Below are 25,931 nucleotides of genomic sequence, written 5' to 3'. Positions count from 1 at the left end.
AATTGGAGAACGTATTATGCTGTGACCAAATTAAATGTTTAGTTGGTGAGACTGTAAAAGTAAACCTTCGTGGACCAGAAAGTCGAGTAGGTGAGCTCGTATCGTTAGGCAAAGATTATCTAACGTTACAATTACCTCATGGTGAATTAGTGTATTACCAGTTAAAACATGTGAAGAGTCTAGTTAAGAAAGTGAAGGAAAGTAAATGTGGCGATTGCTATAGTTCATGTTTCTGCTCTGATGAGGATACTTTTTTAGATATATTAAAAGACTTGAAGTATAAGTGGGTAAAAATTAATCGTGGCGGTCCAGAGTGTGTGGAAGGTTTATTAAGTGAGGTACACCATGACTGTATTACACTAGTAAACTGTGATGAAGTTATTTATGTAATTAAGTCTCATATTAAGAGTGTGAGCCAAGTAGTTAAATGTAAAAAGAATGAAGATGAATAATGTTTAATAAATAAGAGGGGCATTATGAGGGAAAGAGAAGAACAATTTCTTATTTCGATAGTATGAAAAGGAATTACTTACTATTAAAACAGAACTTTGCCCTGATTATTTTTTTAGAAATGGAAGACAGGTAAGAAGAAATTCATAGGAAGGAGGATATAGATGAATGAGTTAAACAAAAGTATTGGAGAAAATATATATGTTAAATTAATCGGTGAAAAAAGGTTTAAAGGTGTATTAATAGATGTAGGAAATGATATCATTGTTCTTTACAATGGACAAGACTATGTATATATATCTTTATATCATGTACAATACTATAAATTTTTAAGACCATATGACGAAGAAATATTAAAACCAGATGTTGATTCTGTAATTAAGAGAGAATCCCCTTCCATTTCTTTGAGAAAAGTATTAAGTACTTCTAAAGGAATTTTTACAGAAGTTTATGTAGCAGGAAGTGCTCCAATACATGGTTATGTTACAAGTGTGATGAATGATTATATTGTTTTTTATAGTCCGGTTTATAAAACGGTATATATATCTTTAAAACATTTAAAATGGTTAATTCCGTATAAAGAAAACCAAGTGCCGTATGACCTCAATAAAAATGAACTCCCCGTAAATCCGTTAAATATTACGTTAGCTCGAACGTTTGAAGAACAACTTATTAAAATGTCTGGCAAAATCATGGTGTTCGATTTAGGTGAGGAATCTAATAAGATCGGAAAGATGGCGAAGATTGATGAAGGGCATATTGAAATATTAAAAGCACGTGATGCGAAAATGTATGTAAATATTCAACATGTAAAATCTGTCCATTGTCCGTAAGCTAGTTGAAAGGGCTGGCTTTTTCTTTTATATGCAGAAGAAAAGGTCGAGCCTATTTGTTTAGCTCGATTTGAATATGAGGGGAAAAATGAATTGAATATAAATATATTATGGTGTGATTTTTTAAAAAAATTTTGTACTAATTTATAAAGAAATGTGTACGAGCTATCTTTTTATGTATTCAATTTATTTTTTGAGAAGGAGCTGCTCAACTAATTTATTAAAGGAGTTTTGTTGGTGGAGCAGTTTCTAAATCCGTTATCGATTACATTACTTGGTAGTGCTGGTGGAGCAGCAAAAGCAGTTTTAGCAATTTTAAATCAAGCGATAGCAAATGAAAAAGATCCAATTTATGAAGTATTAAAGAATGCCAAATTTCATTTGGTGGATATAAAACAAAAAGATAGGACTTATTATGATGAGTTGTTTTCGAATTTGAAAGGTCAATTATATTTATATGAGATAAACCTTCAAAATGTAGTGGAATTTAAAGAACATTTAAAAGAAAAAAGTACGAGTGTTGTGATTGATGTTTCAGGGGCAGATACAATTAGAGTATTAAGCTGCTGTAATGAATTAGGAATTTGCTATATTAATTCAGCCTTGGAAAATGAAGCAGTAGATCAGGACGACAGCTTAATCGGCTTTCAGCTTACGGAAAGATATACAAGGTTTGAGAAGGAGAAAGAGAAATTTACAAATACAAAAGCGATTATAGGTTCAGGTATGAATCCAGGTGTTGTTCAATGGATGGTTGTTGAGCTTATGAAGGAACGACCAAATGAAAGGCCAAGAGCATGTTATATTGTAGAACATGACACATCATTTTTGAATGATACAGCACTTATAAAGCCACATACACTTTATGCTTCATGGGCAGTAGAGCGATTTTTAGATGAAGCGATCTGGAGTTATCCGATGTATATGAGTCATCATCGTCCTCTTTACTTTTATGAAGATGTATATTCTTCAGAGTATAAAGTGAAGTTAGGAGAAAAAGAATTCTATGGTTGTTTAATGCCACATGAGGAAGTATTAATTTTAGGGAAAAACTTTAATATGGAAGTTGGTTTTCTTTACCGAATTAATGAGTATACAACAAATATAATTAGACAGAACTTAGATCAAGTAGAAGATTTATGGAACTGGAATCGTAAAGTGTTTAATCCAGCGGAAGAAGAGGTTGCTGGAGAGGACTTGGTGGGTGTGTTACTCGTTTATGAAAATAGTGAGACATATATGTATAATGTGATGAATAGTAGCAAAGTTTTTCGTAAATATAAAACGAATGCAACGTATTTTCAGGTAGGGTGCGGGATTTATGCGGGCCTGTCCAGTTTACTTTTAGATCAATTTGAACAAGGTGCTTATTACGTCGAGGAGTTGTTATTAAATACAGAAAGTAAGTACGGTGAGTATTTAAATTTATATATGAAGGATTTTGTAATGGGGCATAATAATTTTACGGATGGATTGTTACATGACAGGGTAAGATGGATGTAAGTTGTTACTAAAAGGAAGGAGAGATCTCCTTCCTTTTAGTATTATAAGGAAGGAGAGATCTCCTTCCTTTTAGTATTATAAGGTTAAATATTGCCCTGAAAGCAATTTCATACTTATACTTTAAGGAGAATAACAATGAAAGTTTTTTGTATCGATCAAGGGGAGTTTTTATATGAATAAATACAAGAGCTTGATTTATGAAGAAAGAAGAGCCTTAAAGGTATTTATATTATTATTCTATATTATATTCTTTTTATATGACGCTATATATTATTTTGTATATCCTGCTATGAATATTAGTGGAACAGCGGTAGGTTGGCCAGAAGGTAGTCTTGGGATAGGTGTGCCTATATTTGTAATGGCATTATTACCTATTTCTATATATCTTCAAAAAAGAGGATATGTATATTCTGTAAAATATTTATTTTTATTTGGGTACATGTTTATCAATCTTGTTAATAATTTAATGATTTATTTGCGAACGGATAGACCTTTTGAACATGGCAGTATGGTAGAAATGTTATTAATTTTATTTGCCCCAGTTTTCGTGAATAAAAAATACTTTTATTTAGTGTCCTTTAGTGTAATTGGAAAGTACGTATTTTTCACATTGCTATTACAAGATTTAAAAGTGATAATTCCACTTGTTTTATGTGTATTTTATTTCATTATTTCACATTCTTTATTAAAACGATTTCAATCTTATGTAAGAACAGTGGTTGAAATGATGAACAATATGAAAGAGACGGAAAATTTAGCTGTGATTGGGACTATGTCTACAACAATTGCCCATGAAATTCGAAATCCGTTAACAGCGTTAAAAGGATTTACGCAAATGCAAAAAGAAAGAAATCCAACTGATACGATGAGCTACGACATTATGCTACAAGAAATTGAAAGAGTCAATGGATTTGTTAGTGAATTAATGTTGTTAGGAAAACCAAAGCCAACAAATTATGAAAGGTGTAATATACGAGACATCCTTCTATATGTTGTGCATCTAATGGAAAGTTATGCAATGCAATATAGAGTTAAATGTTATTTACAAGTAGATGGGAATTTACCAACTATAAACGGTAATGATAAGCAATTAAAACAAGTGTTATTAAATATCATTAAAAATGGAATAGAATCAATGCCAGAGGGTGGAGAAATCCATATCCGTGCATATCAAAAAACGCAAGGATATTTGTGTATTTCTGTTGAAGACCAAGGATTTGGTATAGAGAATGAGAAGTTAGAAAAAATCGGCAAGGCGTTTTACACAACAAAGGAAACTGGTACAGGACTTGGATTAATGATTACATATAAAATTATTAAGGAACATCAAGGGAGTATCACAATCCAAAGTAGTATAGGAGTAGGAACAAAAGTAGAAATTTTTCTGCCGACCGTTTAATGTATTGGGAGAAAAGATTTTTCAGAAAAGTGTTCTTGTTGTGTAAATATAAACATTTTATAAAATGTTTCAAGAAGGGTTTTTTTTATAAAATACTTCGTTTATAATGGAGGAAAATATCGACATGAGATTGATTGCTCATGTAGCGGTTCAGTAGTGTTATGAAAAGATAAGAAGGGGTGCACGCGCATCCTTTTTTCTATGCAGATATTATGAAAGAGGTGGTATGATGGAATTAACATTAAATTCGACTGTATGTTTACACACGATTCAATTTCGAAAAGAGCAAAAGAATTATATTGTAAAAGATACAATTACAGGAGAAAAATATGAAATGCCGCCACTTTGGATTGATGCATTGGCAATGATGCGTGACGGTTTTTTATTGGGGGAAATTGAGGAGAAATTAAAAGAAGAGTATCCATCCGAAGAAGTGAATATGTTAGCATTCACGAAGCAACTGTTAGAACTAGAACTTGTTGAAATGGTAGATGGGGAAGAAATAGCTTGTACAAAGAAGAAAGAGAAGGATTATTTAGCTTGGTTACGTCCCCATGTTGAGCAATTCTTTCTTAATTTAAATAAAAAAAATAGAAGCAAAGGTCAATGATGATCTTTGCTTTTTTGTATAGTTTGTTTAAAAAATTACAGCGAATGCTCTTGCGAAAGCACCGTCGCTATCTTTAATTTTTAAAGGTGCTGCTGAGAAGAAGAAACGTTTCGTGTGAATGGCATCTAAGTTTGTTAAGTTTTCGATTAAATAAATATTATTCCCAAGTAGTATGTGATGAATTGGTGATGTTTCTGTCGTTACCTCATCAGGAGAAATAAAATCTAAACCGACAGATTTTACTTTTAATTGTACTAGTTCCTCGGCTAATTCTTCAGAAAGATAAAAAGCTTCTTTCTCATACGCCTCTGTATTCCATTTAGTAGATAGATTGGAATGGAAAATAACAATATCTCCTTCTCTTATATCAGCATCGTGCAGTACTTCTTTAGGTAGTTTTCGTTCTTGTACATGAGTTACATCAATAAGAATCGCTTCGCCTACAAATTGATTTAGGGGTAATTGATCGATAGTCGTTGCGCCTGAAATAAAATGCGCAGGAGCATCACAATGCGTGCCAACATGAACGACAGAATGAAAATCTGTAACTTGATAGCCTGATTCTTCAACACTTGTAACAGCTTCTAGTTGTATTTTAGGTGTTCCAGGAAATTGAGACATATTATTTTCAAATGTTTGCGATAAATCAATTACTTTCATTTTACATACCTCCAATATATGTTTTTCAAATAATAAAAAGCTCACCCTTCAATATCAAGAAAGGTGAGCTTTACATGCTAGTTGAATTTTATCTTCCAAAATGCAATGCATTTTGCAGGAATTAGCACCTATTCAGTTTGTATAAACTGAGGTTGCTGGGCTTCAAAGGGCCGGTCCCTCTGCCTCTCTTGATAAAGAAGTATTTAATTTTAAAACCGGAATTTTCCGATAGTTAAATTGTAATTCATTTCCTTTTTGCGTGCAATACAAAATAGGTATTCACCCAAATAAAGCTACGCGCATATTGTAGCTTATGTAAATAGAATGCTGCGAAGGAGTGAGTGCAGTGACAGGAAATGTATTGAATTATTATGCTGGTGGTAATACAGCTAGGGGATTTCATAATTTATATGAAGAGAATTTAAAAGGGTTAGACAGATTATTTATCTTAAAGGGTGGTCCAGGAACGGGGAAATCTTCTTTAATAAAGGCAATCGGTCGTGGATGGGTTGAAAAAGGATATGATATTGAATTTTTACATTGTTCTTCTGACAATAAATCGGTTGATGGTGTAATTATCCCAAAATTAAAAGTAGGAATTGTTGATGGGACATCACCACATGTAATTGAGCCCAAAATGCCAGGAGTTGTTGAAGAGTATATAAATTTAGGAATTGCTTGGGATTCAGATAAACTAAGGAAGCAGAAGTTAGAAATTGAAAGATTTGTTTCAGAAGCAAGCAAAGCTTTTCAGTCTGCTTACGCATGTTTTAAAGAGGCATTGCTTATACATGATGAGTGGGAGAAGATATATATTGATAATATAGATTTTAATAAAGCAAATGAATTAACCGATCAGCTAATCCAGAAATTATTTGCAGATAAAAGCGGGAGACAATCGCTTGTAAAACATCGTTTTTTAGGAGCTGCTACACCGAAAGGAGCAGTTGATTTTGTTCCTAATTTAACAGAAGGGTTACCATATCGTTATTTTATAAAAGGGCGCCCAGGCTCTGGAAAATCAACGATGCTCAAAAAGTTAGCTAGGGCAGCTGAAGAAAAAGGGTTTGAAGTTGAAGTATATCATTGCGGATTTGATCCGAATAGTCTTGATATGGTTATCGTAAGAGAATTAGGCTTTGCAATTTTTGATAGCACTGCACCACATGAATATTTTCCAAGTCGCGAGGGTGATGAAATTATTGATATGTATGCCCTTATTGTTACCCCAGGGACGGATGAGAAATATGCGAAGGAAATTCGTGATGTTTCCATTCAATATAAAGCAAAAATGAATGAGGCGATGTCTTTCTTAGCAAAAGCAAAATCGGTTCGTGATAAATTAGAACGAATTTATATTGCTGCTATGGATTTTTCAGTAGTAGATGCATATAAAGAGGAGATTCAAAAAGAGTTTGAACGAATTGCTGCTACTGTAATCGAAAAGCAATAATAGAAGTTTCATTGGGCTGTCAGTAATTTCTGACAGTTTTTTTAGTATGTAGTAAAATTGATAGTGTATTGTCGAATTTCCAAGGAAATAATCAAAAAATGGAGATGTTATGAAATGAGAGAGAAAATCGAGTTGGAGTTAGAAAGAATTGAAAAAGAGAATGATGTGAAAATTTTATTTGCGGTGGAATCAGGGAGTCGTGCTTGGGGGTTTCCATCGAAAGATAGCGATTATGATGTTAGGTTTGTTTATATACATCCGGTAGAATGGTATTTATCAATTCATGACAAACGAGATGTAATTGAATATCCAATTAGTGATGATTTAGATATAAGTGGTTGGGATATTAGAAAGGCGTTGCAACTATTCGCGAAGTCGAACCCAGCTTTACTTGAGTGGATTCGATCACCAATTTTTTATTCGAAAAACTCTAATTTTCCAGAACTACTTCAACAGATGAGTGAGAAGAATTTTGATCCAAAAGCAACGATATATCATTATTTACATATGGCTTCGAAAAATTATCGTGAATTTTTGCAAGGTGAGAATGTAAAGCTGAAAAAGTACTTTTATGTATTACGTCCTATTTTAGCTTGTAAGTGGCTAGAAGAGAAAGCAACTTTACCACCTGTAGAATTTGACCGATTGATTACAGAATTATCATTAGAACGTAGCGTATTAGATGAAATTGAAAAGTTGTTAATAAAGAAAAAAGCAGGTACTGAATTAGATGTTGGATTGAAAATTAAGGTGTTGAATCAATTTTTAGAAGAACAAATTCATTACTATGGGCAATACGTGAAAGGTGTTGAAAAGGGGTTAGGGATCGATATTGAGATTTTAAATAAACTATTTCGAGACATGCTGTTTGAAGCATATGAAAAAGAGCACAAGTAAGTTTGTGCTCTTTTTATTTTGTAGGAATAAAGAAAACAGATATAGCTGCGATAAGACCTGCAAAGGAGAATAAGTAAAAATTCCATGATAAGTCATATTGCATTGTCATAATAATACCGACGAGAATAGGGCCAGCAATTGCACCAACTCGGCCAAGTCCAAGTCCCCAGCCTAAGGAAGTAGCTCGGATATGTGATGGGAAGTATTGGGTTACATATGCATTTAATATTTGAGTAATACCGACTGATCCAATTCCAGCAAGACCAATTAAAAGATAAATGATTGTAACAGATGGTTTAATTGTTAATAGTCCAATACATATAGCTGCCATAAGATAGGAGATGCTAATAACGATTTTAGCTCCTATACGATCCGCGATTGCTCCAGCAAATAATGCACCGATAGCGGCAGTAATATTTAGCATAAGTAGAAATGATAAACTAGATCCAAGAGGGTATCCTGCCTGTCGCATCATCTGAGGTAACCAAGTATTTAAACCGTATATTAAAAACATTCCCATTATATAAGTGATCCAAAAAAGTAGCGTTGCTTTTATGTATTCTTTTGAGAATAAAGTAAGAAATCCATTTTTCTTTCGTATATTAGACGGAGTTTGATAAGTTTCATTTTTCGCATAGAATACAATTTGAAAACGATTAAGGATTTGGTCCACTTCTTTTTGGCGATTACGTGATAATAAAAATTGAATGGATTCAGGTAAATAACGAATAATGAAAGGAATGAGGAGTAGTGGAATCATTCCGATGCCAAACATAGTTCTCCATCCGAAACTTTCTAACATAAACATAGACAAAATAGCGCCTAACACGATACCTAAAGGATAGCCAGTAAACATAAGAGCATAAATAAAAGATTGTCGTTTTTTTGGTGAATATTCAACAGTAAGTGCTGAAGCTGTTGGAATAACACCGCCTAATCCGATTCCTCCAATAAATCGAGATAAACCAAATAATTCGGGAGAAGGAGCAAGTGCAGCTAGTCCCATTGTGATAGAAAAAAGCGCTAAACAGCATATAAGCGTCCATTTTCGTCCAATTAGATCTGTAATAGTTCCAACTAGAATAGCACCAATAAACATCCCAAATAAAGCATAGCTTGCAATTGTGCCAGCGTAAGCTGGTGAAAGTGCCCAGCTTTTGTCTTCTAGGAGCTTTGGAAGAACGGCACCGTAAATACCTAAATCATATCCATCAGCTAGAATGGCTAGCCAACAAATAAAAACAACAAGTTTTGTAATAGAGCTTGAAAAGATAGTTTCTGTAGATTCTAGATGAGGTGGAGCTGAAGGTTGCATAGTATTCCCCCCCTTTTATTTGTAGATGAATATATTATTTTATTTTATGTTAATATTTTCCTCCCTGTGTCGAAATTTATCTGAAAAGGTTTTATAATCAATAAAGAAGTTCAACAGGAAACCTGTTGAACTTCTTTATTGGTTTACTCATTATCAACTCGTTTTAACGGTTGATCTGCTGGACCTTCAATAACGTCTCCCTCAATTGAAAAGCGGGAACCGTGACAAGGACAATCCCAAGTACAATCACCATTATTCCATTCAACTTCGCAGCCGAGATGTGTACAAGTTGTATCGACGATATGTAATTTTCCTTCTTTGTCCTTATAAGCACCTGCCCGTTTACCGTTAACATGTACGACAGATCCTTCACCAACTTCGAGATCTTCTGGTTTACGTAATGCATTTTCAATCTTTCCTTCAATTAAATGTTTCGCAACATCAATGTTCTGGGAGAGGAACGTTTTTATATCTGGATTTGCATGGAAGCGTGATGGTGCATACAGTTCTTTATAGGGACTGTGGACTTTTAGGATGGAGTCCTTCAGTAGGTGAGCGGCAGCAGTTCCAGTTGTCATTCCCCATTTGCGATATCCAGTTGCAACAAATATATTTGGATTTCTTTCGTTAATATGTCCGATATAAGGAAGCTTATCTAGAGTGATTAAATCTTGTGCTGACCATCTATAAGGAACTTCGTCTATTCCAAAAGTTGCTTCAGCAAAAGAATAGAGTGCTTCATAATGAAGCATCGTATTTATTCCTTGCCCTGTTTTATGACTCTCTCCGCCAATCAAAATTAATTTTTCTCCATTGTTTGTTATATAGCGTAAGGAGCGCTTTGGATCATCAATACTTAAATACATGCCACCTGGATAATCCATTTTTGCTTTTATTGCAAGAGCATAGGAGCGTTCTACGTACATTCGCGTAAAGAAAAAGCTATTTGCATCATAAAAAGGAAAATGTGAACAAGAGACGACATATTCACAAGTGATATGATGGCCCTCTTTTGTAATTATTTGTGGATAATCTCCCTTTTCCACATTCATAGCTGTTGTTTGTTCGTAGAGCTTTCCGCCCATCTCCACAAACTTTTCTAAAAGTGTTTTTAAATAAAGAAGGGGATGGAATTGTGCTTGATTTTTCATTACAAGCGCAGATTGTACTGGAATAGGAATCGATAGAGATTGAACATAATCACAAGGTATATTTAATTTTTGATAAGCTTCATATTCTTTCGATAAATTTCTTAATCCGTTATCAGTAGTTGTATATAAATATGAATCTTCATTTGAGAAATTACAGTCGATTTTATATGTTTGAACAGTTTCGTTTATGAATTGTAGAGCCTGATTATTTGATTCATAGTAAAGCCGGGCCTTTTCTACACCGAAATGATTTATTAATTCATCATAAATAAGATCATGTTGTGCTGTTACTTTCGCTGTTGTATGCCCAGTCGTCCCGTTTAAAATACGACCAGAATCAATTAAAACCACATCGATGCCTTCTTTTGCAAGTAAATAGGCAGTGGTAATACCTGTAATACCAGCACCGATAATAGCAACTTTCGTTTTTATATTTTCGGATAAACGAGGAAAAGTAGGAAACTCGGTAGATTCAATCCAATAAGATAGCGGCAGTTGTGGAAATGTATCATTTGTCATTGCGGAAACCTCCTGATTTTAGAACAATTTTCCTTTTAATATTTCCATATTATATGAAAATCATGTGTGTTGTTTTAGAAGAAGTCTATTTTTATTAAAAGAGGATATAAATTATTTTAATATAATTAATTAGGTAGGGCATTATGAAGAAGTAGGATTTATATAAAACTAAATTCAAGTGATTCTATTTGTTGATTACATAGAGAGTTATTGAATGAGATAGAGTCTATGGCGTTTAAGAAAATGTCTATATATAGTGGATAAAACCTTATGGAATCTATACATTTTCTTTAGTGAAATAAAGTATGATTATAAAAACATAACCACCTTTTATTACTAGGTCATAAAAGGTGTTGACAATATAGAAATTCTATTGTTATGATTCATCATGTGGAAAGGTTGATAGAGAGTAAAAAGAGAAATGTTTTTCATTGATAATAAAAGCGAAAAATAAGTGACGATAGAGTGAGTATATTTTCCTTATAATAGATGCTTTTTGGATCATCTAGTAAAATCAATCTGGAAGCAAGAATTGATATATGTAAGTTGCGCAAGGCGCGGCATAAGAAAGGGGCAAAAGGATGAAGGAGCTTCATACGTTTGGGTGGTATGCAGCACGTGTATCACCACATTTGCCGAAAAAAGCATTTAAACCAGTGCCTACTCGTTTATTTGGTGGACTGGCTTATTTGCTTGTGGCATTGGCGGGGTTAATATCGATTGGTGTATTTGAATTGAATGTGTGGGCGAATCTAGGAATTGCGATTGTTCTTGGATTATGTTTTGCTTCACTTGGATTTTTAGGGCATGAAATTTTACATGGAACTGTTGTAAGAAAGGCATGGCTTCGTGACTTCTTAGGCGCGATTGCATTTATGCCATTATCAACAGGGCCAAAGCTTTGGAGAAAGTGGCATAATGCAACGCATCATGTTCATACACAGCATGAAGAGAATGATCCGGATGCATGGCCGACACTTGAGAAACTTAAGAAGAGTAAGTTTTTGAGTTGGGTATATCGTATGCCTTTACATGTACGTTCATTCTTTAGTTTTCTGTCACTAACAATTCAATTTACATTGCATTCGACTCGAATGTTCTTTCATTTTATAAAAGAGTTCAAGTCATCCAATCAAAAATCTGTATGGCTTCAACTTCTTTTGCCTTGGACAGTTTGGATTAGTTTATTGTTTATTATGGGACCTGGAAAATGGTTATTTGCATATGTCATTCCGTTGTTAATTGCTAACTTTATTGTAATGGCATATATCGCAACAAATCACCGCTTAAATCCAATTGTTCCAGTAAATGATCCGTTAGCAAACTGTTTGTCAGTAACAGTGCCGCGCTGGGTAGACGTTTTACATTTCAATTTCTCATATCATACAGAACACCATCTGTTTCCTGCTATGAGTTCTAAATACTATCCGTTAGTAAAAGAGAAGATTAAAGAAATGTGGCCGGAACGCTATCATGAGATGCCGATGACAAAAGCTTTGGCAGCGCTATGGAATACACCACGTGTGTATTATCAAGGAAGTGAATTAGTGGATCCGCATAGAGAGCATTTCTATGGTTCTTTAGGAAATGGACTAGATCCTCATAATATTTCATATCGTGAGGAACATATAGAGGAAGACGAAAGTATTAAAAAAGTAAATCAGTAAAAATTAATATATTTTTGCAATGAAAAAGCAAGCCATCTCAGGCTTGCTTTTTCTTATAAAGAAACTTCCGTTTTGTTCTTTTTATGGACTTGGACGGAGTTAGTTTCTTTTTGTTGTAGTCGTTTTTCTAAAAGATTAACAAAGTAAGTAAATAGAAGAACAAGTACGAGATAGTATACACCAACGATTATGTAAGTATCTAATTGTTGGAAGTTACCTGCTGCAATTGATAAACCTGATCCCCATAATTCGGACAGTCCTACGTAAGCGACAAGTGAAGAGTCTTTTAATCCAATAATAAACTGGTTTCCTAGAGGAGGAAGAGACAGACGAAATGCTTGTGGTAATATAATCCGGCGCATAGCTAAAGGATAAGGCATACCTAAGGAGCGAGCGGCTTCCAATTGTCCTCGGTCGACGGATTGAATGGATCCTCGGAAGATTTCCGTAATATATGCACCGTTATGAATTGCTAAAGCGATTGCTCCTGCCCAAAAAGGGGAGAAAACAATGACAGATGTAATGCCAAAATAGAGAATTGCGATTTGAACGATTAAAGGTGTACCACGAATAATAGCAATATAGATATGAGCAATGCTATTTAAAACTTTGTTATTCGAGATTCGAAAGAAAGCGAATAATAATCCAATTAATGAACCGAGTACTAGGGAGGTTAATGTTAATTGTAATGTGACAATGGTAGCCTTTAAGAGTGTGGGATAGGTAGAGATAAAAATTTCAAACATGCGTTTCACCTCATATTGTATAGATTTTAGTAGAGAATGAAATGCCCCACATAAAATGAACATTTAATGAGTGGGGCACTGTTTATGAATCTTTTGAATGGCTAACTTACTTCGTTTTTTCCTCTTCACCAAGAATATTACGCCCGAACCATTTTTTACTGATCTTTTCATACGTACCATCTTTAATGATTTCATCTAACGCTTTATTTACTTTCTCAACCATTTCTTTATCATCTTTGCGAATAGCAATTCCCATTTCATCAAGATTTAATGGTTTTCCCGCTTCTTTTATATTCGATTTTCCTTCTTTTATCATACGTAGACCAACCATTTGATCCGTAATTACTGCGTCAACACGCCCAGGCTCTAAATCCATAAGAGCAGTAATGTCGCTGTCATATTCTGTAATTTGATCTGTATATTTTGCAACAAGATTTTTAAAGGTACTAGCTTTTACAACACCAATTTTCTTATCTTTTAAATCTTCTGGAGAAGAGATAGCAGTATTCTTTTTAGTCACAAAAATTTGAGCGCCAGAGCGATAGTACGGATTTGAGAAACTAACAGCTTTTAAGCGCTCCTCTGTAATTGCCATACTACCCAGTATTACATCATATTTCTTCGCTTGAAGACCTTGAATTAGCGTTTCCCATGGGTTTGTAACTGGCGTAGCCTTCATGTTCATCTTTTTAGCAAGAGCTTCACCGATTTCTATATCAAAGCCGACAAGTTTGCCGTCGTTTTCTTTATAATTAAAAGGTTTGTATAATCCACTCATTGCATAGCGAAATTCTTTTTCACCATTTGATGAAGTAGTAGAGCTTTCTTTGCTACAAGCTCCTAGTATGAAGGATGTACATAGTGTAATGCTCGCAACAATGGTTAATAGTTTTCTTTTCATAAAACCCCTCCTATATATTGATCATACGGATGATTTTAAGTATGTTATTGAAATATTTTATTTGGATGATTAGTTGTGCACCGTATGAATGTATTCCTTTTCGTTTGAAACAGAAGTTACATTATAAAACGTTGCGTAAAAATTGTTTTGCCCGTTCATGTGATGGAGCTGAAAAGAATTGTGCTGGCGGAGCATCTTCTACAATCTTTCCATCATCCATAAAGATGACGCGATCAGCTACATCTCTTGCGAAATTCATTTCATGAGTAACAATAACCATTGTCATCCCTTCTTCAGCAAGTTCTTTCATAACTTGCAATACTTCTCCAACAAGTTCAGGGTCTAAAGCTGAGGTAGGCTCATCAAATAGCATAATCTTAGGGTTCATTGCAAGAGCTCGTGCAATGGCAACGCGCTGTTTTTGGCCACCTGAAAGAAGATGAGGAGTTACATCCGCTTTATCCTGAAGGCCGACTTTTTGGAGAAATTGAGTTCCAATATCCTTTGCATTTGCTTTCTCTAATTTTTTTACGTGAATAGGTGCTTCTATGATGTTTTCTAGTGAGGTCATATGAGGAAAGAGGTTAAAGTGCTGAAAAACCATACCGACATTTTCACGGACTTTATTTAAATTTGAATGTTTTGGATCAATTCGCTCACCTTGTAAGTGAATTTCGCCTTCATCGTACATTTCTAAAAAGTTAAGACAGCGAAGTAATGTACTTTTACCAGAACCACTGGCACCAATTAAAACAACAACTTCTTTTTCTTTTACTTCTAAATCAATTCCTTTTAACACATCAAGTGAACCGAATGATTTTACTAGATTTCGAACTTGAATCATACAAAACCCCCAGTTAAAAATATATTTTACAAATGTTGCCCCTTATTTCTGTTATTAGTCATAAATTGTCAGAATCCTTTATTTTTTTCGTGCAATTTGATATTCAAAGAAATAATATTTTTAAAATCTCTATATCCTTCTATAATGAAAATATGGATAATAATATATAGGTAGTATTTATATTGCTTATAAAAAGGGGGAAAGGGAAGATGGAAAAAGAAAGGAAAACATTTTCTTTTGGATTACGTACACAACTTATGCTATTCACTACAGTTTTAGCTTTTATTACATATTCAACAAGTATATTTTTTATTTACGTGATATACGATTATTTTCAAAGTTATGTAAGTCAAACTGTATATAATATTATCGTTATGTTATTAGGGGTAGTATGGTCTGGAATTTTAGCATATGGAGCAGCCGTATTTTTAATTAAACCACTTCGCAAGTTAGAGGAAGCGGCAAGAAAAGCAGCTGAGGGTGATATTCGTGAAGATGTTCCATTACCGAAGACAGATGATGAAATTAAATCTTTAAGTGTTGCATTTAATATGATGTTAGGAAACTTAAGGGGCATGGTAAAAAATATTGATACAACATTTTCGTATACAAATAATCAAGTACAGCAGATTAGAAAACAAACAGGCGAAGCAACGAGACAAGCGCAAGGTGTATCTGAGACACTTGCAGAGATTTCTTCAGGCGCTGAGCAATCAGCGGCATCAATTCAAGCAATTGTTTCTGCTGTTGATACAACGACGTCTATTGCAAGTGAAGTAGAAGAAAAAGCGAAGCAGTCTGATACATTGTCTTCAGAAATGGTTGAAGCTTTAGGGCATAGTACTCGTGTTTTTACGTCTTTAATTCAAGGTATTCAAACATTGGCAAAAGAAAATGAAGATTCAATGCAAAATGTACAGAAGTTAGAAGAACGAATGAAACAAGTAGAACATATTGTGTCTGTTGTGAGTGCGATTGCTAGCCAAACGAATTTATTAGCACTAAATGCTTCTATTGAGGCAGCTCGCGCAGGAGAGCATGGAAGAGGTTTTGCGGTTGTTGCGGAAGAAGTACGTAAACTTGCTGATGAAAGTGATCATTCTGCAAGAAACATATCGCAGTTATTACGGAATATGCAAGATGAAGTACAACAAGTTGCAATGAAAATGACAGAACAAGTGAAAATAGCTAAAGAAGAGGCGAAACGTGGGGAAGCTACGGAATTAATTTTAAAAGAAATGTCATCAAGTGTTATGGAAGTAGCCGATGCAACTCAGCAAATTAGTAGTTATATGAATGAACAAGTGAGCCACATTCATCAAACAGGAGCACAAACAAAAGCTGTAGCAGCAATTGCTGAAGAAACGTCAGCTGGTTCGCAAGAAGTGGCGCGTGTGACGCTACAACAGTCTAAAAATATGATAGTAATCGATCAATTATTAAAGGATTTAGAGAAGCAAGCAACTGATTTGAAACAAACAATTGAACGATTTTCAATGTAAAAGGAAGAACAGAATGCTGTTCTTCTCTTTTTTATTTAGCTTGATTTAATATTTACAGTTAAACTATGAACGTTTCCGCAACATTCTTTTCTGTCCCTTTCGGATGAAAATTATAGCGAGCTATAATATTAAAAGGGGTGTCTTTTATGAAAAAAGAAAAAAGACAACGGTTAATTAAACAATTTGTAAAGGAGTATGAAATAGATAAGCAAGAAAGATTAGTAGAATTGTTAGCAAAAAAAGGTGTATTAGTAACACAAGCTACGGTTTCTCGCGATATTCGTGAGTTAAACTTAACGAAGGTACCTTCTCAAGAAGGATTAATGATATATAAAGTTTTCTCAGAAGAGCATTTACAAACTGATATAAAGTTGAAGAAAAAATTACGAGAAGTTGTTGTAAAAATTGATTGTGTAAATCAATTAATGGTTATTAAAACATTACCTGGTAATGCACATGTTATTGGTGTTTTATTTGATGAGTTAGATTGGAAAGAAAAAATAGGATGTATATGTGGAAATGATACATGCCTTATAATTTCACAGTCGAAATCAGATAGGGAGATTATAGAAGAAAGATTAAATTTAATTATTTAGATACAAAAATCCTGTTTTTAATAAAATTAAAAACAGGATTTTTGTTTAAATACGGAAGTTAAATATTCAACATATATGCATAATATATGTATTTTTTATTGAGAAAGCGAGATAGTTTGTTATAAAAATACATATTCGTATGATTTTAAAAAAATAACTTGTTTAATATTTCACAATGATAATGTGGATGCTTTCACAAAGATGAAAGTGCAGAGCATTTATTATGTACTTGTAAGACATCAAACATATTTAAAAGGAGGTACAACAAATGAAACATCCGATACATGTTACTTCAGAAATTGGGGAATTACAAACGGTTTTATTAAAACGACCGGGTAAAGAAGTGGAAAACTTGACGCCAGATTATTTGCAGCAATTATTATTTGACGATATTCCATACTTACCAATTATTCAAAAAGAGCATGATTATTTTGCACAAACGTTACGCAATCGGGGTGTTGAAGTTCTTTATTTAGAAAAACTAGCCGCTGAGGCGTTAGTAGATAAAAAACTTCGAGAAGAATTTGTTGATCGTATTTTAAAAGAAGGACAGGCCGACGTAAATGTTGCACATCAAACTTTAAAAGAATATTTACTTTCCTTTTCAAATGAAGAATTAATTCAAAAAATTATGGGCGGTGTACGGAAAAACGAAATTGAAACAAGTAAGAAGACACATTTATATGAATTAATGGAAGATCACTATCCGTTTTACTTAGATCCAATGCCTAATTTATATTTTACTCGTGATCCAGCAGCTAGCGTGGGCGATGGCTTAACGATAAATAAGATGAGAGAACCAGCGCGTAGACGTGAATCATTGTTCATGGAGTACATCATTAAATATCATCCAAGATTCGCAAAACATACTGTACCAATCTGGTTAGATCGTGATTATAAATTTCCAATTGAAGGTGGCGACGAGCTAATTTTAAATGAAGAAACAATTGCGATTGGAGTATCTGCTCGTACTTCAGCTAAAGCAATTGAACGTTTAGCTAAAAATCTCTTTAGCCGACAAAATAAAATTAAGAAAGTGTTAGCAATAGAAATTCCAAAATGCCGAGCATTTATGCATCTAGATACAGTATTTACAATGGTTGATTATGACAAGTTTACAATTCACCCAGCCATTCAAGGGCCAAAAGGGAATATGAATATTTATATTTTAGAAAAAGGATCAGATGAGGAAACTCTTAAAATTACACATCGTACTTCTTTAATGGAAGCATTAAAAGAGATATTAGGCTTAAGTGAATTAGTTCTTATTCCATGTGGAGGAGGAGATGTAATTGCTTCTGCTCGTGAACAATGGAATGATGGCTCGAACACATTAGCAATCGCGCCAGGTGTAGTTGTTACATATGATCGCAACTATGTATCCAATACGTTATTACGGGAACATGGTATAGAAGTGATTGAGGTGCTAAGTTCGGAATTATCTCGTGGTCGTGGGGGTCCACGTTGCATGAGTATGCCAATTGTTCGTAAAGATATTTAGTATAAATAACGGAGAAAGTAGGGATGAAGTATGTTAATGACTAGACCAAATTTAAAAGGAAGAAGCTTTCTAGCAGAAAAAGATTTTACACAAGAAGAATTGTTATATTTTCTAGATTTGGCAGCAGAATTAAAAGAGAAAAAGAAAAATGGTATCCCGCATCATTATTTAGAAGGTAAAAATGTAGCGCTCTTATTTGAAAAAACTTCTACTCGTACGCGTTGTGCATTTACAGTAGCATGTACAGATTTAGGGGCAAATCCTGAATATTTAGGGAAAGGTGATATTCAACTTGGGAAAAAAGAATCTGTAGAGGATACAGCAAAAGTGTTAGGGCGTATGTTTGACGGAATTGAGTTTCGTGGATTTAGTCATGAAACTGTAGAATCTTTAGCACAAAATTCTGGTGTGCCGGTTTGGAATGGATTAACAGACATGTGGCATCCAACACAAACACTAGCAGATTTATTAACAATTAGAGAACATATAGGAAAATTAAAAAATGTGAAGCTCGTTTATGTTGGAGATGGACGAAATAATGTTGCTAATAGTTTACTAGTTGGTGGAGCAATCATTGGAATGGATGTACGTATTTGTACACCGGAATCTTTATGGCCTGCACAAGAAGTAATTGATTTAGCAAAAAAATATAACGAACAGGTAATGATAACAAGTAATGTGGAAGAAGCTGTTGCGAATGCAGATGTAATTTATACAGATGTATGGGTGTCTATGGGGGAAGAAGAAAAATTTGCTGAACGTGTGGAGTTATTGAAACCTTATCAAGTAAATATGAAAATGATTAAAGAAACAGGGAATGAAAACGTGATTTTCTTACATTGTTTACCTGCATTTCATGATGTTGAAACGATGTATGGCGAAGAAGTTTATGAGAAATATGGGTTGAAAGAAATGGAGGTAACTGACGAAGTATTCCGCAGTAAACATTCAAAAGTATTTGATCAAGCTGAAAATAGAATGCATACAATTAAAGCGGTTATGGCAGCTACTTTAGGAAACATGGAGTAAAGAAGAAAGGGAGTTTTCCTTTCTTCTTTCTCCTCCTTTAGACACTATCATTCACTATTGCTTTTGTATTGTTATTGCAATTAAAGAGAGGTGAGTGGAATGGGTGAAGATAAGAAATTAGGGTTGTTTACACTAACGGCTCTTGTAGTTGGGTCTATGATTGGTGGTGGAGCATTTAATTTAGCAAGTGATATGGCAAAAGGTGCTGGTGCGGGACCCATTATTATTGGTTGGGTTATAACAGGAATTGGAATGATTGCACTCGGATTATCTTTTCAAAATCTCACTGTAAAACGACCAGATTTAGATGGTGGTATTTTTAGCTATGCAAAAGCAGGGTTTGGTAATTTTATGGGATTTAATAGTGCGTGGGGATACTGGCTATCTGCTTGGCTTGGGAATGTAGCTTACGGTACATTATTGTTCTCTTCATTAGGATATTTCTTCCCGATTTTTGAAGGCGGGCAAAATGTAGCGTCTATTATTGGTGCAAGCGTATTATTATGGTGTGTTCACATGTTAATTTTACGTGGAGTTCAATCAGCAGCCCTTGTGAATTTAGTAACTACAATCGCAAAATTAGTACCTGTATTTGTATTTATTGTCATAGGAATCTTCGCGTTTCATATTGATACGTTCTTAGATGGATTTTGGGGGCAAACTGGTTCTTTTTCATGGGGAGCAGTTGGCAGCCAAGTTAAAAGTACAATGCTTGTAACTTTATGGGTATTTATTGGGGTAGAAGGGGCTGTTGTTTTATCCAGTCGAGCAAAAAATAGAAGTGATGTAGGGAAAGCAACCGTTATTGGCTTAATTGGTACACTCATCATTTACATTTTAATCACATTATTGTCTCTTGGACTTATGCAGCAAGCAGATATTGCAGGTTTGAAAAATCCGGCTATGGCTTATTTATTTGAAAGTGTTGTTGGAAAATGGGGTGCTATCTTTATTAATTTAGGTTTGGTCATCTCTGTATTAGGTGCTTGGTTAGGTTGGACTTTGCTCGCTTCTGAAATTCCATATTTAGCGGCTAAAGATGGAGTATTTCCAAAATGGTTCGCAAAAGAAAATAAAAATAAGGCTCCAGTAAATTCATTATGGATAACAAATGGTTTAATACAAATATTCTTGTTAACATTCGTCGTTTCTGATCAGGCGTATAACTTTGCATTCTCTTTAGCATCTTCAGCTATTTTAATCCCATATGCTTTTTCAGCATTTTATCAACTGAAGCATAGCTTAAAGTCTGAAGAAGCAGATCGAAATAAAAATATAATAATTGGCTTGATAGCAAGTATTTATGGCGTGTGGTTAGTTTATGCAGCCGGTTTAGAGTATTTATTATTAACAATGACTTTATATGCGCCAGGTATTTTTATTTTTTACAATGTTCAAAAGCAAAAGAGTTCGAAGCAAATATTTACTCGAGTGGAATTAGCATCATCCGTAGCAATTGGTGCCTTAGCATTCTTTGCGATTTATGGATTAATTACAGGCAGTATTACTTTATAAAGCGCTGTGAAAGCGAAATCAACTGGAGGGCTGGAATATGGTACGAAGAAAAATTGTAGTTGCACTAGGGGGAAATGCGATACAGTCTGGAGAAGCTACTGCGGGAGCGCAGCAAGAAGCGTTGGAAAAAACGGCGGAACAACTTGTGAAAATAATGGAAAATGATGTGGATATAGTAATTGCGCATGGAAATGGCCCACAAGTGGGAAATATTTTATTACAGCAAAAAGCTGCAGAAACGGAAAAGACACCTGCAATGCCATTAGATACTTGTGGGGCAATGAGCCAAGGGATGATTGGATATTGGATGGAAAATGCGATTGAAAAGGCATTGAAAAAGCGGAATATAAATAAAGACGTAGCAACGGTTATAACACGCGTTGTTGTGGATAAAAAAGATGAGGCATTTAAAAATCCAACTAAACCAATTGGTCCTTTTTATACAGAAGAAGAGGCCAGAAGATTAATGGATGAAACAAAAGCAGTGTTTAAAGAAGATGCTGGTAGAGGATGGAGACGTGTTGTTCCATCACCGAAGCCTGTAAGTATTCATGAACATAAAGTTATTAATTCTTTGGTCGAAGATGGAAACATAGTAATAGCTGTTGGCGGAGGTGGAATTCCAGTAATTGATTCCGAAGAAGGGTTAGAAGGAACTGAAGCGGTTATCGATAAAGATTTCGCTGCGCAGAAATTAGCAGAATTAGTAGATGCTGATACGCTCGTTATTTTAACTGCAGTTGATCATGTGTATGTAAATTATAATCAACCGAATCAAAAAAAATTAGAGCATGTCACAGTGAATCAATTAGAAGAATATATTGAAGAACAACAATTTGCTGCGGGAAGCATGCTTCCAAAAATTGAAGCTGCTATTAATTTTGTTAATACAAATCCAAAAAGAAAAACGATTATTACGTCTTTAGAAAAAGTATATGAAGCACTAGAAGAAAAAGCTGGTACTATTATTTCAAAACAGAATGTATGCATGTATGTTTAAATTATTATGTACGCTACTTAGTAGTAAAAAAAGAATGGAGTTAGTAACTTCATTCTTTTTATTTATTAATATTTTTTGTGCTCATTGTTCATAAAGTTTTCATGATGAAATCTGAATATATAAGTTAATTATGATAAAATCCAAATTGAATACGCTTTCTTGATTTTTCGCTCCAACATACAGCAAGAGAGAGGGAATTTTATGAATAGACGGAACGTAGTGAAAGACTTAAAGCAGTTCGAATTATTTGCTCATTTAACAGAAAAAAAATTGAAAGGGTTAACAGAGTTTGTTTATTGGCGAACTTATAAAAAAGGTCAATTTTTATTTTTAGAAGGGGATTCAAGGGAAAGAATTTACTTCATGTTAGATGGTTTTGTAAAGTTAGAGCGGGTTAATCAAAATGGGAACTTATTATACGATGACTATGTAAAGCGGTATTCTATTTTTCCTTATGGTGGTATGTTTACAGACAGAGGATATAACTATACAGCAGAAGCAATGACGGATGTGGAGGTATATTATATTCCAACGGTAATCTTTGAAGATATGGTAAAATCCAGCAGAACGCAATTGATGTACGTTGTTCAGCAATTATCATCTATATTAAAATTGAACGAAAATCGAGTGCAAAATATTACAATTCCTAATGCACAAGATCGTGTTATCCAAACGTTAAATTATTTAATGCAGGATTTAGGAGAACAGAGTGGGGAAAAGATTGTAATTTCATGTCCACTTACAACAATTGAAATATCCAAAATATCTGGAACATCTCGAGAGACAGTTAGCGGTGTATTAAAACAATTAAAAAATGATAGCATTGTTACAATTTTAGATAAAAAAATTACAATACATGATCCAACATATTTTGAAGAAATCTCTATGTGAAAATTGTATATTGATTTTTAATTCATACGGTATATTAATAAGGTTCTTTATATATTTATAAGGGACTTTTTTACGTTATCCGCTATAAAAAGATTGTATAGTATGGTAATAATAGCTAAAATCGATAATAAAAAACAAAGTAAAGGGGAGAAGGAATGATTCGCATTGAGTATGATCGATTAGTAGCTATTTGTTACAGTATAGGGGTTTTATTATTATTAAAAATTCCAAATGATAATGAATTAATTGGGGAAAAACTATTCAACGTCTATAGGGTTCCGATACATACGTATGTTTATATGGATTATAAAGTCTCAAATATATTGATTGTTTCTTTCATACTACATGTAATTGCATTTATATTATTTTTAAAATGGCTAGGAAAAAAGGAGTCTAGTACATTTAGAAAAATGAATAAGATAAAAGTAGTAGGTACTAGTATTTTGATTTTAATGATGCCGTTTATTTTAAATAACATCCTCCAGACATTGAATAAAACATGGTACTACGCAGGAAAAACAGGTGTAGAAGCCATAGAATATAAAAAAGATGATAGCCAGTGTAGAGTGGAGAAAAATGGAGAGGATATCGAACGAAAGTGCATCGTTACTTTAAAAAATTATCGTAGTCATTCACAAGCATTAAAAGTTGTTTTATATGATAATGCAAACGAAAATTCAAAAAGTTATCCGGTACCGAAACCAGTCTATTTGCAAAAACACGAGACAAAGCAATTCGAATTTCAAGTTCCTGTTTCTTATAATAGCGGTATTGAAAAAGATAAATTTCCAAATATTAAATTACATTCATTGCATGAAAATGATACGAAATACAATTAATCTATAAGTAAAAGTTTATGAGTAGGAGCAAGAATTTGAAACGATATAGAAAATCAATTTGAATCATCCAACATGCTGCGAGGTAACGGCATATTGGATGATTTTTTATTGTATACCTTTTTACATATGAAAAGGAGGGATACAAAAGAGAAAAATTATCGTAACTATGATGTCCGCTTCTTAATCGAAATGGTATACGACGTTCGCGTGCGTGGACAAGAGCTGATGAGGAATGAGATTTGCTCTTGTGAGAAATAAATAAAGCATAAGAATAAAGAATCTACATAGAGTTCAATGAAAACAGTTGCAAACTGTTCATATTTTGTTATGATAGTGTTACGAAAACGTTTGCATAAAATTCCGATGGGATGCAAAAGGAGAGAAGGACTATGAATAAGACATGGTGGAAAGAAGCAGTTGCTTATCAAATTTATCCACGTAGCTTTATGGATTCAAATGGAGATGGTATTGGAGATTTACAAGGTATTATTGCGAAACTGGATTATTTAAAAGATTTAGGTATAGATGTAATTTGGATTTGCCCAATGTATAAGTCACCTAATGATGATAATGGTTATGACATTAGTGATTATCAAGATATCATGGATGAGTTTGGTACGATGGAAGACTTTGATGCTTTACTAGATGAAGTTCATAAGCGTGATATGAAGCTTATTATTGATTTAGTTATTAATCATACAAGTGATGAACATCCATGGTTTATTGAGTCTCGTTCATCTAAAGACAATCCGAAGCGTGATTGGTATATTTGGCATGATGGTAAAGATGGTGCGGAACCAAACAACTGGGAAAGTATTTTTAATGGTTCGGCATGGGAATATGATGAAGTAACAGGACAATATTATTTACACTTATTCTCGCGTAAACAACCAGATTTAAACTGGGAGAATAAAGAAGTTCGCGAAGTATTATACGATACAGTTAATTGGTGGCTTGATAAAGGTATTGATGGTTTCCGCGTTGATGCGATTAGTCATATTAAAAAAGAAGAAGGTCTCAAGGATATGCCAAATCCAAAAGAGTTAAAATATGTGCCATCTTTTGATAAACATATGAATGTAAAAGGTATTCAACCTTTATTAGAAGAGCTAAAAGAAAATACATTCTCTAAGTACGATATTATGACTGTTGGTGAAGCAAATGGCGTTAAGATTGAAGATGCTGAGCTTTGGGTTGGAGAAGAGCAAGGTAAGTTCAATATGGTATTCCAGTTTGAACATTTAAGTTTATGGGATGCAGAGAAGAAGAAAGACCTTGATGTTGTAGGATTGAAAAAAGTATTAACGAAATGGCAAAAAGGATTAGAAAATAAAGGATGGAACGCTTTATATATTGAGAATCACGATAAACCACGTATCGTTTCAACATGGGGAGATGATAAACAATATTGGCGTGAAAGTGCAACAGCTCTAGGAGCGATGTATTTCTTTATGCACGGTACACCGTTTATTTATCAAGGACAAGAAATTGGTATGACAAATGTTCAGTTACCAAATATTGAAGATTACGATGATGTAGCAATTAAAAATTTATATCGCGAGAAAATTGCAGAGGGCGTACCACATCAAGATATGATGGAGATTATATGGGCTTCTTGCCGCGATAATTCACGTACACCTATGCAGTGGAATGATGAGATGAATGCTGGTTTCACAACAAGTACACCTTGGTTTAGCATGAATCCAAATTACAAAGAAATTAATGTTGAGAAGCAAAAAAATGAAGAAAAGTCTATTTTCAATTTCTATAAGAAAATGATTGCCCTGAAAAAAGAGCACGATGTACTGAACTATGGTACGTACGATTTACTTTTAGAAGACGATCCACAAATTTATGCATATACACGTACGTTACAGGATGAAAAAGTCATTGTAATTAGTAATATCTCAAAAGAGGAAGCTGTGTATAATGAGGGTTCATTTGCACTAGAACGCAAACGTTTGCTTTTAAATAACTATGAAGTTGCGGAACATGAAGAAGTAACAACAATTGCTTTAAAACCTTATGAAACAAGGGTTTATCGCATTTCATAATAAAAAAGGATGCTCTTTGAGCATCTTTTTTTATGAAAAAAAATAAATTTCTATTG

The 25,931-nt window shown here is 33.9% G+C and carries 22 protein-coding genes, 2 pseudogenes and 1 riboswitch; of the genes and pseudogenes, 18 read left to right on the top strand and 6 right to left on the bottom strand.

Features of this window, described 5'->3' with window-relative positions:
• The first annotated feature begins 2 nt into the window (after positions 1-2).
• The 5 genes from MR143_RS17260 (at position 3) to MR143_RS17240 (ending at position 4,795) form a co-directional block, all read left to right on the top strand.
• Positions 3-452, top strand: coding sequence for a PI-PLC domain-containing protein (locus tag MR143_RS17260; RefSeq protein WP_000432506.1), 450 nt, complete (start codon positions 3-5; stop codon positions 450-452).
• Between the two features lie 162 nt (positions 453-614).
• A complete protein-coding gene (locus MR143_RS17255) occupies positions 615-1,283 on the top strand; it encodes an LSm family protein (RefSeq protein ID WP_001004269.1) in 669 nt (222 codons plus the stop codon).
• Between the two features lie 237 nt (positions 1,284-1,520).
• Positions 1,521-2,786, top strand: a complete 1,266-nt coding sequence (locus MR143_RS17250) for a hypothetical protein (RefSeq protein WP_000434668.1) — start codon at positions 1,521-1,523, stop codon at positions 2,784-2,786.
• A 172-nt stretch (positions 2,787-2,958) separates the two neighbouring features.
• Positions 2,959-4,185, top strand: a complete 1,227-nt coding sequence (locus MR143_RS17245) for an ATP-binding protein (RefSeq protein WP_001046111.1) — start codon at positions 2,959-2,961, stop codon at positions 4,183-4,185.
• A gap of 229 nt (positions 4,186-4,414) precedes the next feature.
• Positions 4,415-4,795 (top strand): hypothetical protein, encoded by a 381-nt coding sequence (locus MR143_RS17240; protein WP_000424114.1) that lies wholly within the window; start codon positions 4,415-4,417, stop codon positions 4,793-4,795.
• 27 nt (positions 4,796-4,822) lie between these two features.
• Here the strand turns inward: MR143_RS17240 and MR143_RS17235 are convergent, their stop codons facing one another.
• Positions 4,823-5,455, bottom strand: a complete 633-nt coding sequence (locus MR143_RS17235; RefSeq protein ID WP_000862984.1) for a cyclase family protein — start codon at positions 5,453-5,455, stop codon at positions 4,823-4,825.
• An 85-nt stretch (positions 5,456-5,540) separates the two neighbouring features.
• Positions 5,541-5,653, bottom strand: a riboswitch (SAM riboswitch).
• Positions 5,654-5,801: 148 nt separating this feature from the next.
• Here MR143_RS17235 and MR143_RS17230 point away from each other — a divergent pair.
• Complete coding sequence (locus MR143_RS17230) at positions 5,802-6,908, top strand: PRK06851 family protein (protein WP_000147490.1); 1,107 nt, start codon at positions 5,802-5,804, stop codon at positions 6,906-6,908.
• Positions 6,909-7,022: 114 nt separating this feature from the next.
• Positions 7,023-7,805 (top strand): nucleotidyltransferase domain-containing protein, encoded by a 783-nt coding sequence (locus MR143_RS17225; protein WP_001208239.1) that lies wholly within the window; start codon positions 7,023-7,025, stop codon positions 7,803-7,805.
• Positions 7,806-7,818: 13 nt separating this feature from the next.
• Here MR143_RS17225 and MR143_RS17220 read toward each other — a convergent pair whose 3' ends face one another.
• Together MR143_RS17220 and MR143_RS17215 are read right to left on the bottom strand one after the other, a co-directional pair.
• On the bottom strand, positions 7,819-9,120 hold the full coding sequence (locus MR143_RS17220; protein ID WP_001183098.1) for an MFS transporter: 1,302 nt from the start codon (positions 9,118-9,120) through the stop codon (positions 7,819-7,821).
• 143 nt (positions 9,121-9,263) lie between these two features.
• Positions 9,264-10,790, bottom strand: a complete 1,527-nt coding sequence (locus MR143_RS17215; protein WP_000180403.1) for an FAD-dependent oxidoreductase — start codon at positions 10,788-10,790, stop codon at positions 9,264-9,266.
• 581 nt (positions 10,791-11,371) lie between these two features.
• Between MR143_RS17215 and desB the strand changes: the two genes are divergently transcribed.
• The gene (gene desB / locus MR143_RS17210) at positions 11,372-12,457 is read left to right on the top strand and encodes a Delta(10) desaturase DesB (RefSeq protein WP_000661223.1); all 1,086 of its coding nucleotides are present in this window, start codon (positions 11,372-11,374) and stop codon (positions 12,455-12,457) included.
• 53 nt (positions 12,458-12,510) lie between these two features.
• Here the strand turns inward: desB and MR143_RS17205 are convergent, their stop codons facing one another.
• The 3 genes from MR143_RS17205 to MR143_RS17195 form a co-directional block, all read right to left on the bottom strand.
• The gene (locus MR143_RS17205; protein ID WP_157407037.1) at positions 12,511-13,266 is read right to left on the bottom strand and encodes an amino acid ABC transporter permease; all 756 of its coding nucleotides are present in this window, start codon (positions 13,264-13,266) and stop codon (positions 12,511-12,513) included.
• 43 nt (positions 13,267-13,309) lie between these two features.
• The gene (locus tag MR143_RS17200; protein ID WP_000823749.1) at positions 13,310-14,104 is read right to left on the bottom strand and encodes an ABC transporter substrate-binding protein; all 795 of its coding nucleotides are present in this window, start codon (positions 14,102-14,104) and stop codon (positions 13,310-13,312) included.
• 121 nt (positions 14,105-14,225) lie between these two features.
• Positions 14,226-14,948, bottom strand: coding sequence for an amino acid ABC transporter ATP-binding protein (locus tag MR143_RS17195; RefSeq protein ID WP_000616922.1), 723 nt, complete (start codon positions 14,946-14,948; stop codon positions 14,226-14,228).
• 209 nt (positions 14,949-15,157) lie between these two features.
• Between MR143_RS17195 and MR143_RS33715 the strand changes: the two are divergent.
• The 10 genes and pseudogenes from MR143_RS33715 to MR143_RS17145 all read left to right on the top strand — a co-directional run.
• Positions 15,158-15,508 (top strand): annotated as a pseudogene (locus tag MR143_RS33715) (HAMP domain-containing protein); the annotation flags it as partial.
• A 369-nt stretch (positions 15,509-15,877) separates the two neighbouring features.
• Positions 15,878-16,450, top strand: a pseudogene (locus MR143_RS33710) (methyl-accepting chemotaxis protein); the annotation flags it as partial.
• A 146-nt stretch (positions 16,451-16,596) separates the two neighbouring features.
• Positions 16,597-17,046, top strand: coding sequence for an arginine repressor (gene argR, locus MR143_RS17185; RefSeq protein ID WP_000711830.1), 450 nt, complete (start codon positions 16,597-16,599; stop codon positions 17,044-17,046).
• Between the two features lie 268 nt (positions 17,047-17,314).
• Complete coding sequence (arcA, locus tag MR143_RS17180; RefSeq protein WP_000682333.1) at positions 17,315-18,547, top strand: arginine deiminase; 1,233 nt, start codon at positions 17,315-17,317, stop codon at positions 18,545-18,547.
• Positions 18,548-18,577: 30 nt separating this feature from the next.
• Positions 18,578-19,576, top strand: coding sequence for an ornithine carbamoyltransferase (gene argF / locus MR143_RS17175; protein WP_000930301.1), 999 nt, complete (start codon positions 18,578-18,580; stop codon positions 19,574-19,576).
• A gap of 99 nt (positions 19,577-19,675) precedes the next feature.
• Positions 19,676-21,091 (top strand): arginine-ornithine antiporter, encoded by a 1,416-nt coding sequence (gene arcD, locus MR143_RS17170; RefSeq protein ID WP_000503419.1) that lies wholly within the window; start codon positions 19,676-19,678, stop codon positions 21,089-21,091.
• Between the two features lie 37 nt (positions 21,092-21,128).
• On the top strand, positions 21,129-22,091 hold the full coding sequence (arcC, locus tag MR143_RS17165; protein WP_000252337.1) for a carbamate kinase: 963 nt from the start codon (positions 21,129-21,131) through the stop codon (positions 22,089-22,091).
• A 201-nt stretch (positions 22,092-22,292) separates the two neighbouring features.
• Positions 22,293-22,982: a Crp/Fnr family transcriptional regulator gene (locus MR143_RS17160; RefSeq protein ID WP_001081904.1), complete on the top strand. Its 690-nt coding sequence runs from the start codon at positions 22,293-22,295 to the stop codon at positions 22,980-22,982.
• 155 nt (positions 22,983-23,137) lie between these two features.
• Complete coding sequence (locus MR143_RS17155) at positions 23,138-23,821, top strand: hypothetical protein (RefSeq protein ID WP_000619197.1); 684 nt, start codon at positions 23,138-23,140, stop codon at positions 23,819-23,821.
• 389 nt (positions 23,822-24,210) lie between these two features.
• Positions 24,211-25,875, top strand: a complete 1,665-nt coding sequence (locus tag MR143_RS17145) for a glycoside hydrolase family 13 protein (RefSeq protein WP_001044745.1) — start codon at positions 24,211-24,213, stop codon at positions 25,873-25,875.
• Positions 25,876-25,931 lie beyond the last annotated feature (56 nt).

This window comes from Bacillus cereus group sp. BfR-BA-01347 (genome assembly GCF_022663835.1).
Classification (GTDB): domain Bacteria; phylum Bacillota; class Bacilli; order Bacillales; family Bacillaceae_G; genus Bacillus_A; species Bacillus_A thuringiensis_K.
This window is presented reverse-complemented; position numbering and strand designations above follow the sequence as displayed.

What these genes read in the sequence shown, in the direction of transcription:
- MR143_RS17255 (WP_001004269.1), top strand. Translation starts at nt 615, where the DNA reads ATGAATGAGTTAAACAAAAGTATTGGAGAAAATATATATGTTAAATTA.
- MR143_RS17155 (WP_000619197.1), top strand. Translation starts at nt 23,138, where the DNA reads ATGATTCGCATTGAGTATGATCGATTAGTAGCTATTTGTTACAGTATA.
- MR143_RS17215 (WP_000180403.1), bottom strand. Translation starts at nt 10,790, where the DNA reads ATGACAAATGATACATTTCCACAACTGCCGCTATCTTATTGGATTGAA.
- arcD (WP_000503419.1), top strand. Translation starts at nt 19,676, where the DNA reads ATGGGTGAAGATAAGAAATTAGGGTTGTTTACACTAACGGCTCTTGTA.
- arcC (WP_000252337.1), top strand. Translation starts at nt 21,129, where the DNA reads ATGGTACGAAGAAAAATTGTAGTTGCACTAGGGGGAAATGCGATACAG.
- MR143_RS17160 (WP_001081904.1), top strand. Translation starts at nt 22,293, where the DNA reads ATGAATAGACGGAACGTAGTGAAAGACTTAAAGCAGTTCGAATTATTT.
- MR143_RS17235 (WP_000862984.1), bottom strand. Translation starts at nt 5,455, where the DNA reads ATGAAAGTAATTGATTTATCGCAAACATTTGAAAATAATATGTCTCAA.
- MR143_RS17145 (WP_001044745.1), top strand. Translation starts at nt 24,211, where the DNA reads ATGAATAAGACATGGTGGAAAGAAGCAGTTGCTTATCAAATTTATCCA.
- MR143_RS17205 (WP_157407037.1), bottom strand. Translation starts at nt 13,266, where the DNA reads ATGTTCATTTTATGTGGGGCATTTCATTCTCTACTAAAATCTATACAA.
- argF (WP_000930301.1), top strand. Translation starts at nt 18,578, where the DNA reads ATGTTAATGACTAGACCAAATTTAAAAGGAAGAAGCTTTCTAGCAGAA.
- MR143_RS17225 (WP_001208239.1), top strand. Translation starts at nt 7,023, where the DNA reads ATGAGAGAGAAAATCGAGTTGGAGTTAGAAAGAATTGAAAAAGAGAAT.
- MR143_RS17195 (WP_000616922.1), bottom strand. Translation starts at nt 14,948, where the DNA reads ATGATTCAAGTTCGAAATCTAGTAAAATCATTCGGTTCACTTGATGTG.
- MR143_RS17245 (WP_001046111.1), top strand. Translation starts at nt 2,959, where the DNA reads ATGAATAAATACAAGAGCTTGATTTATGAAGAAAGAAGAGCCTTAAAG.
- arcA (WP_000682333.1), top strand. Translation starts at nt 17,315, where the DNA reads ATGAAACATCCGATACATGTTACTTCAGAAATTGGGGAATTACAAACG.
- MR143_RS17200 (WP_000823749.1), bottom strand. Translation starts at nt 14,104, where the DNA reads ATGAAAAGAAAACTATTAACCATTGTTGCGAGCATTACACTATGTACA.
- MR143_RS17240 (WP_000424114.1), top strand. Translation starts at nt 4,415, where the DNA reads ATGGAATTAACATTAAATTCGACTGTATGTTTACACACGATTCAATTT.
- desB (WP_000661223.1), top strand. Translation starts at nt 11,372, where the DNA reads ATGAAGGAGCTTCATACGTTTGGGTGGTATGCAGCACGTGTATCACCA.
- argR (WP_000711830.1), top strand. Translation starts at nt 16,597, where the DNA reads ATGAAAAAAGAAAAAAGACAACGGTTAATTAAACAATTTGTAAAGGAG.
- MR143_RS17220 (WP_001183098.1), bottom strand. Translation starts at nt 9,120, where the DNA reads ATGCAACCTTCAGCTCCACCTCATCTAGAATCTACAGAAACTATCTTT.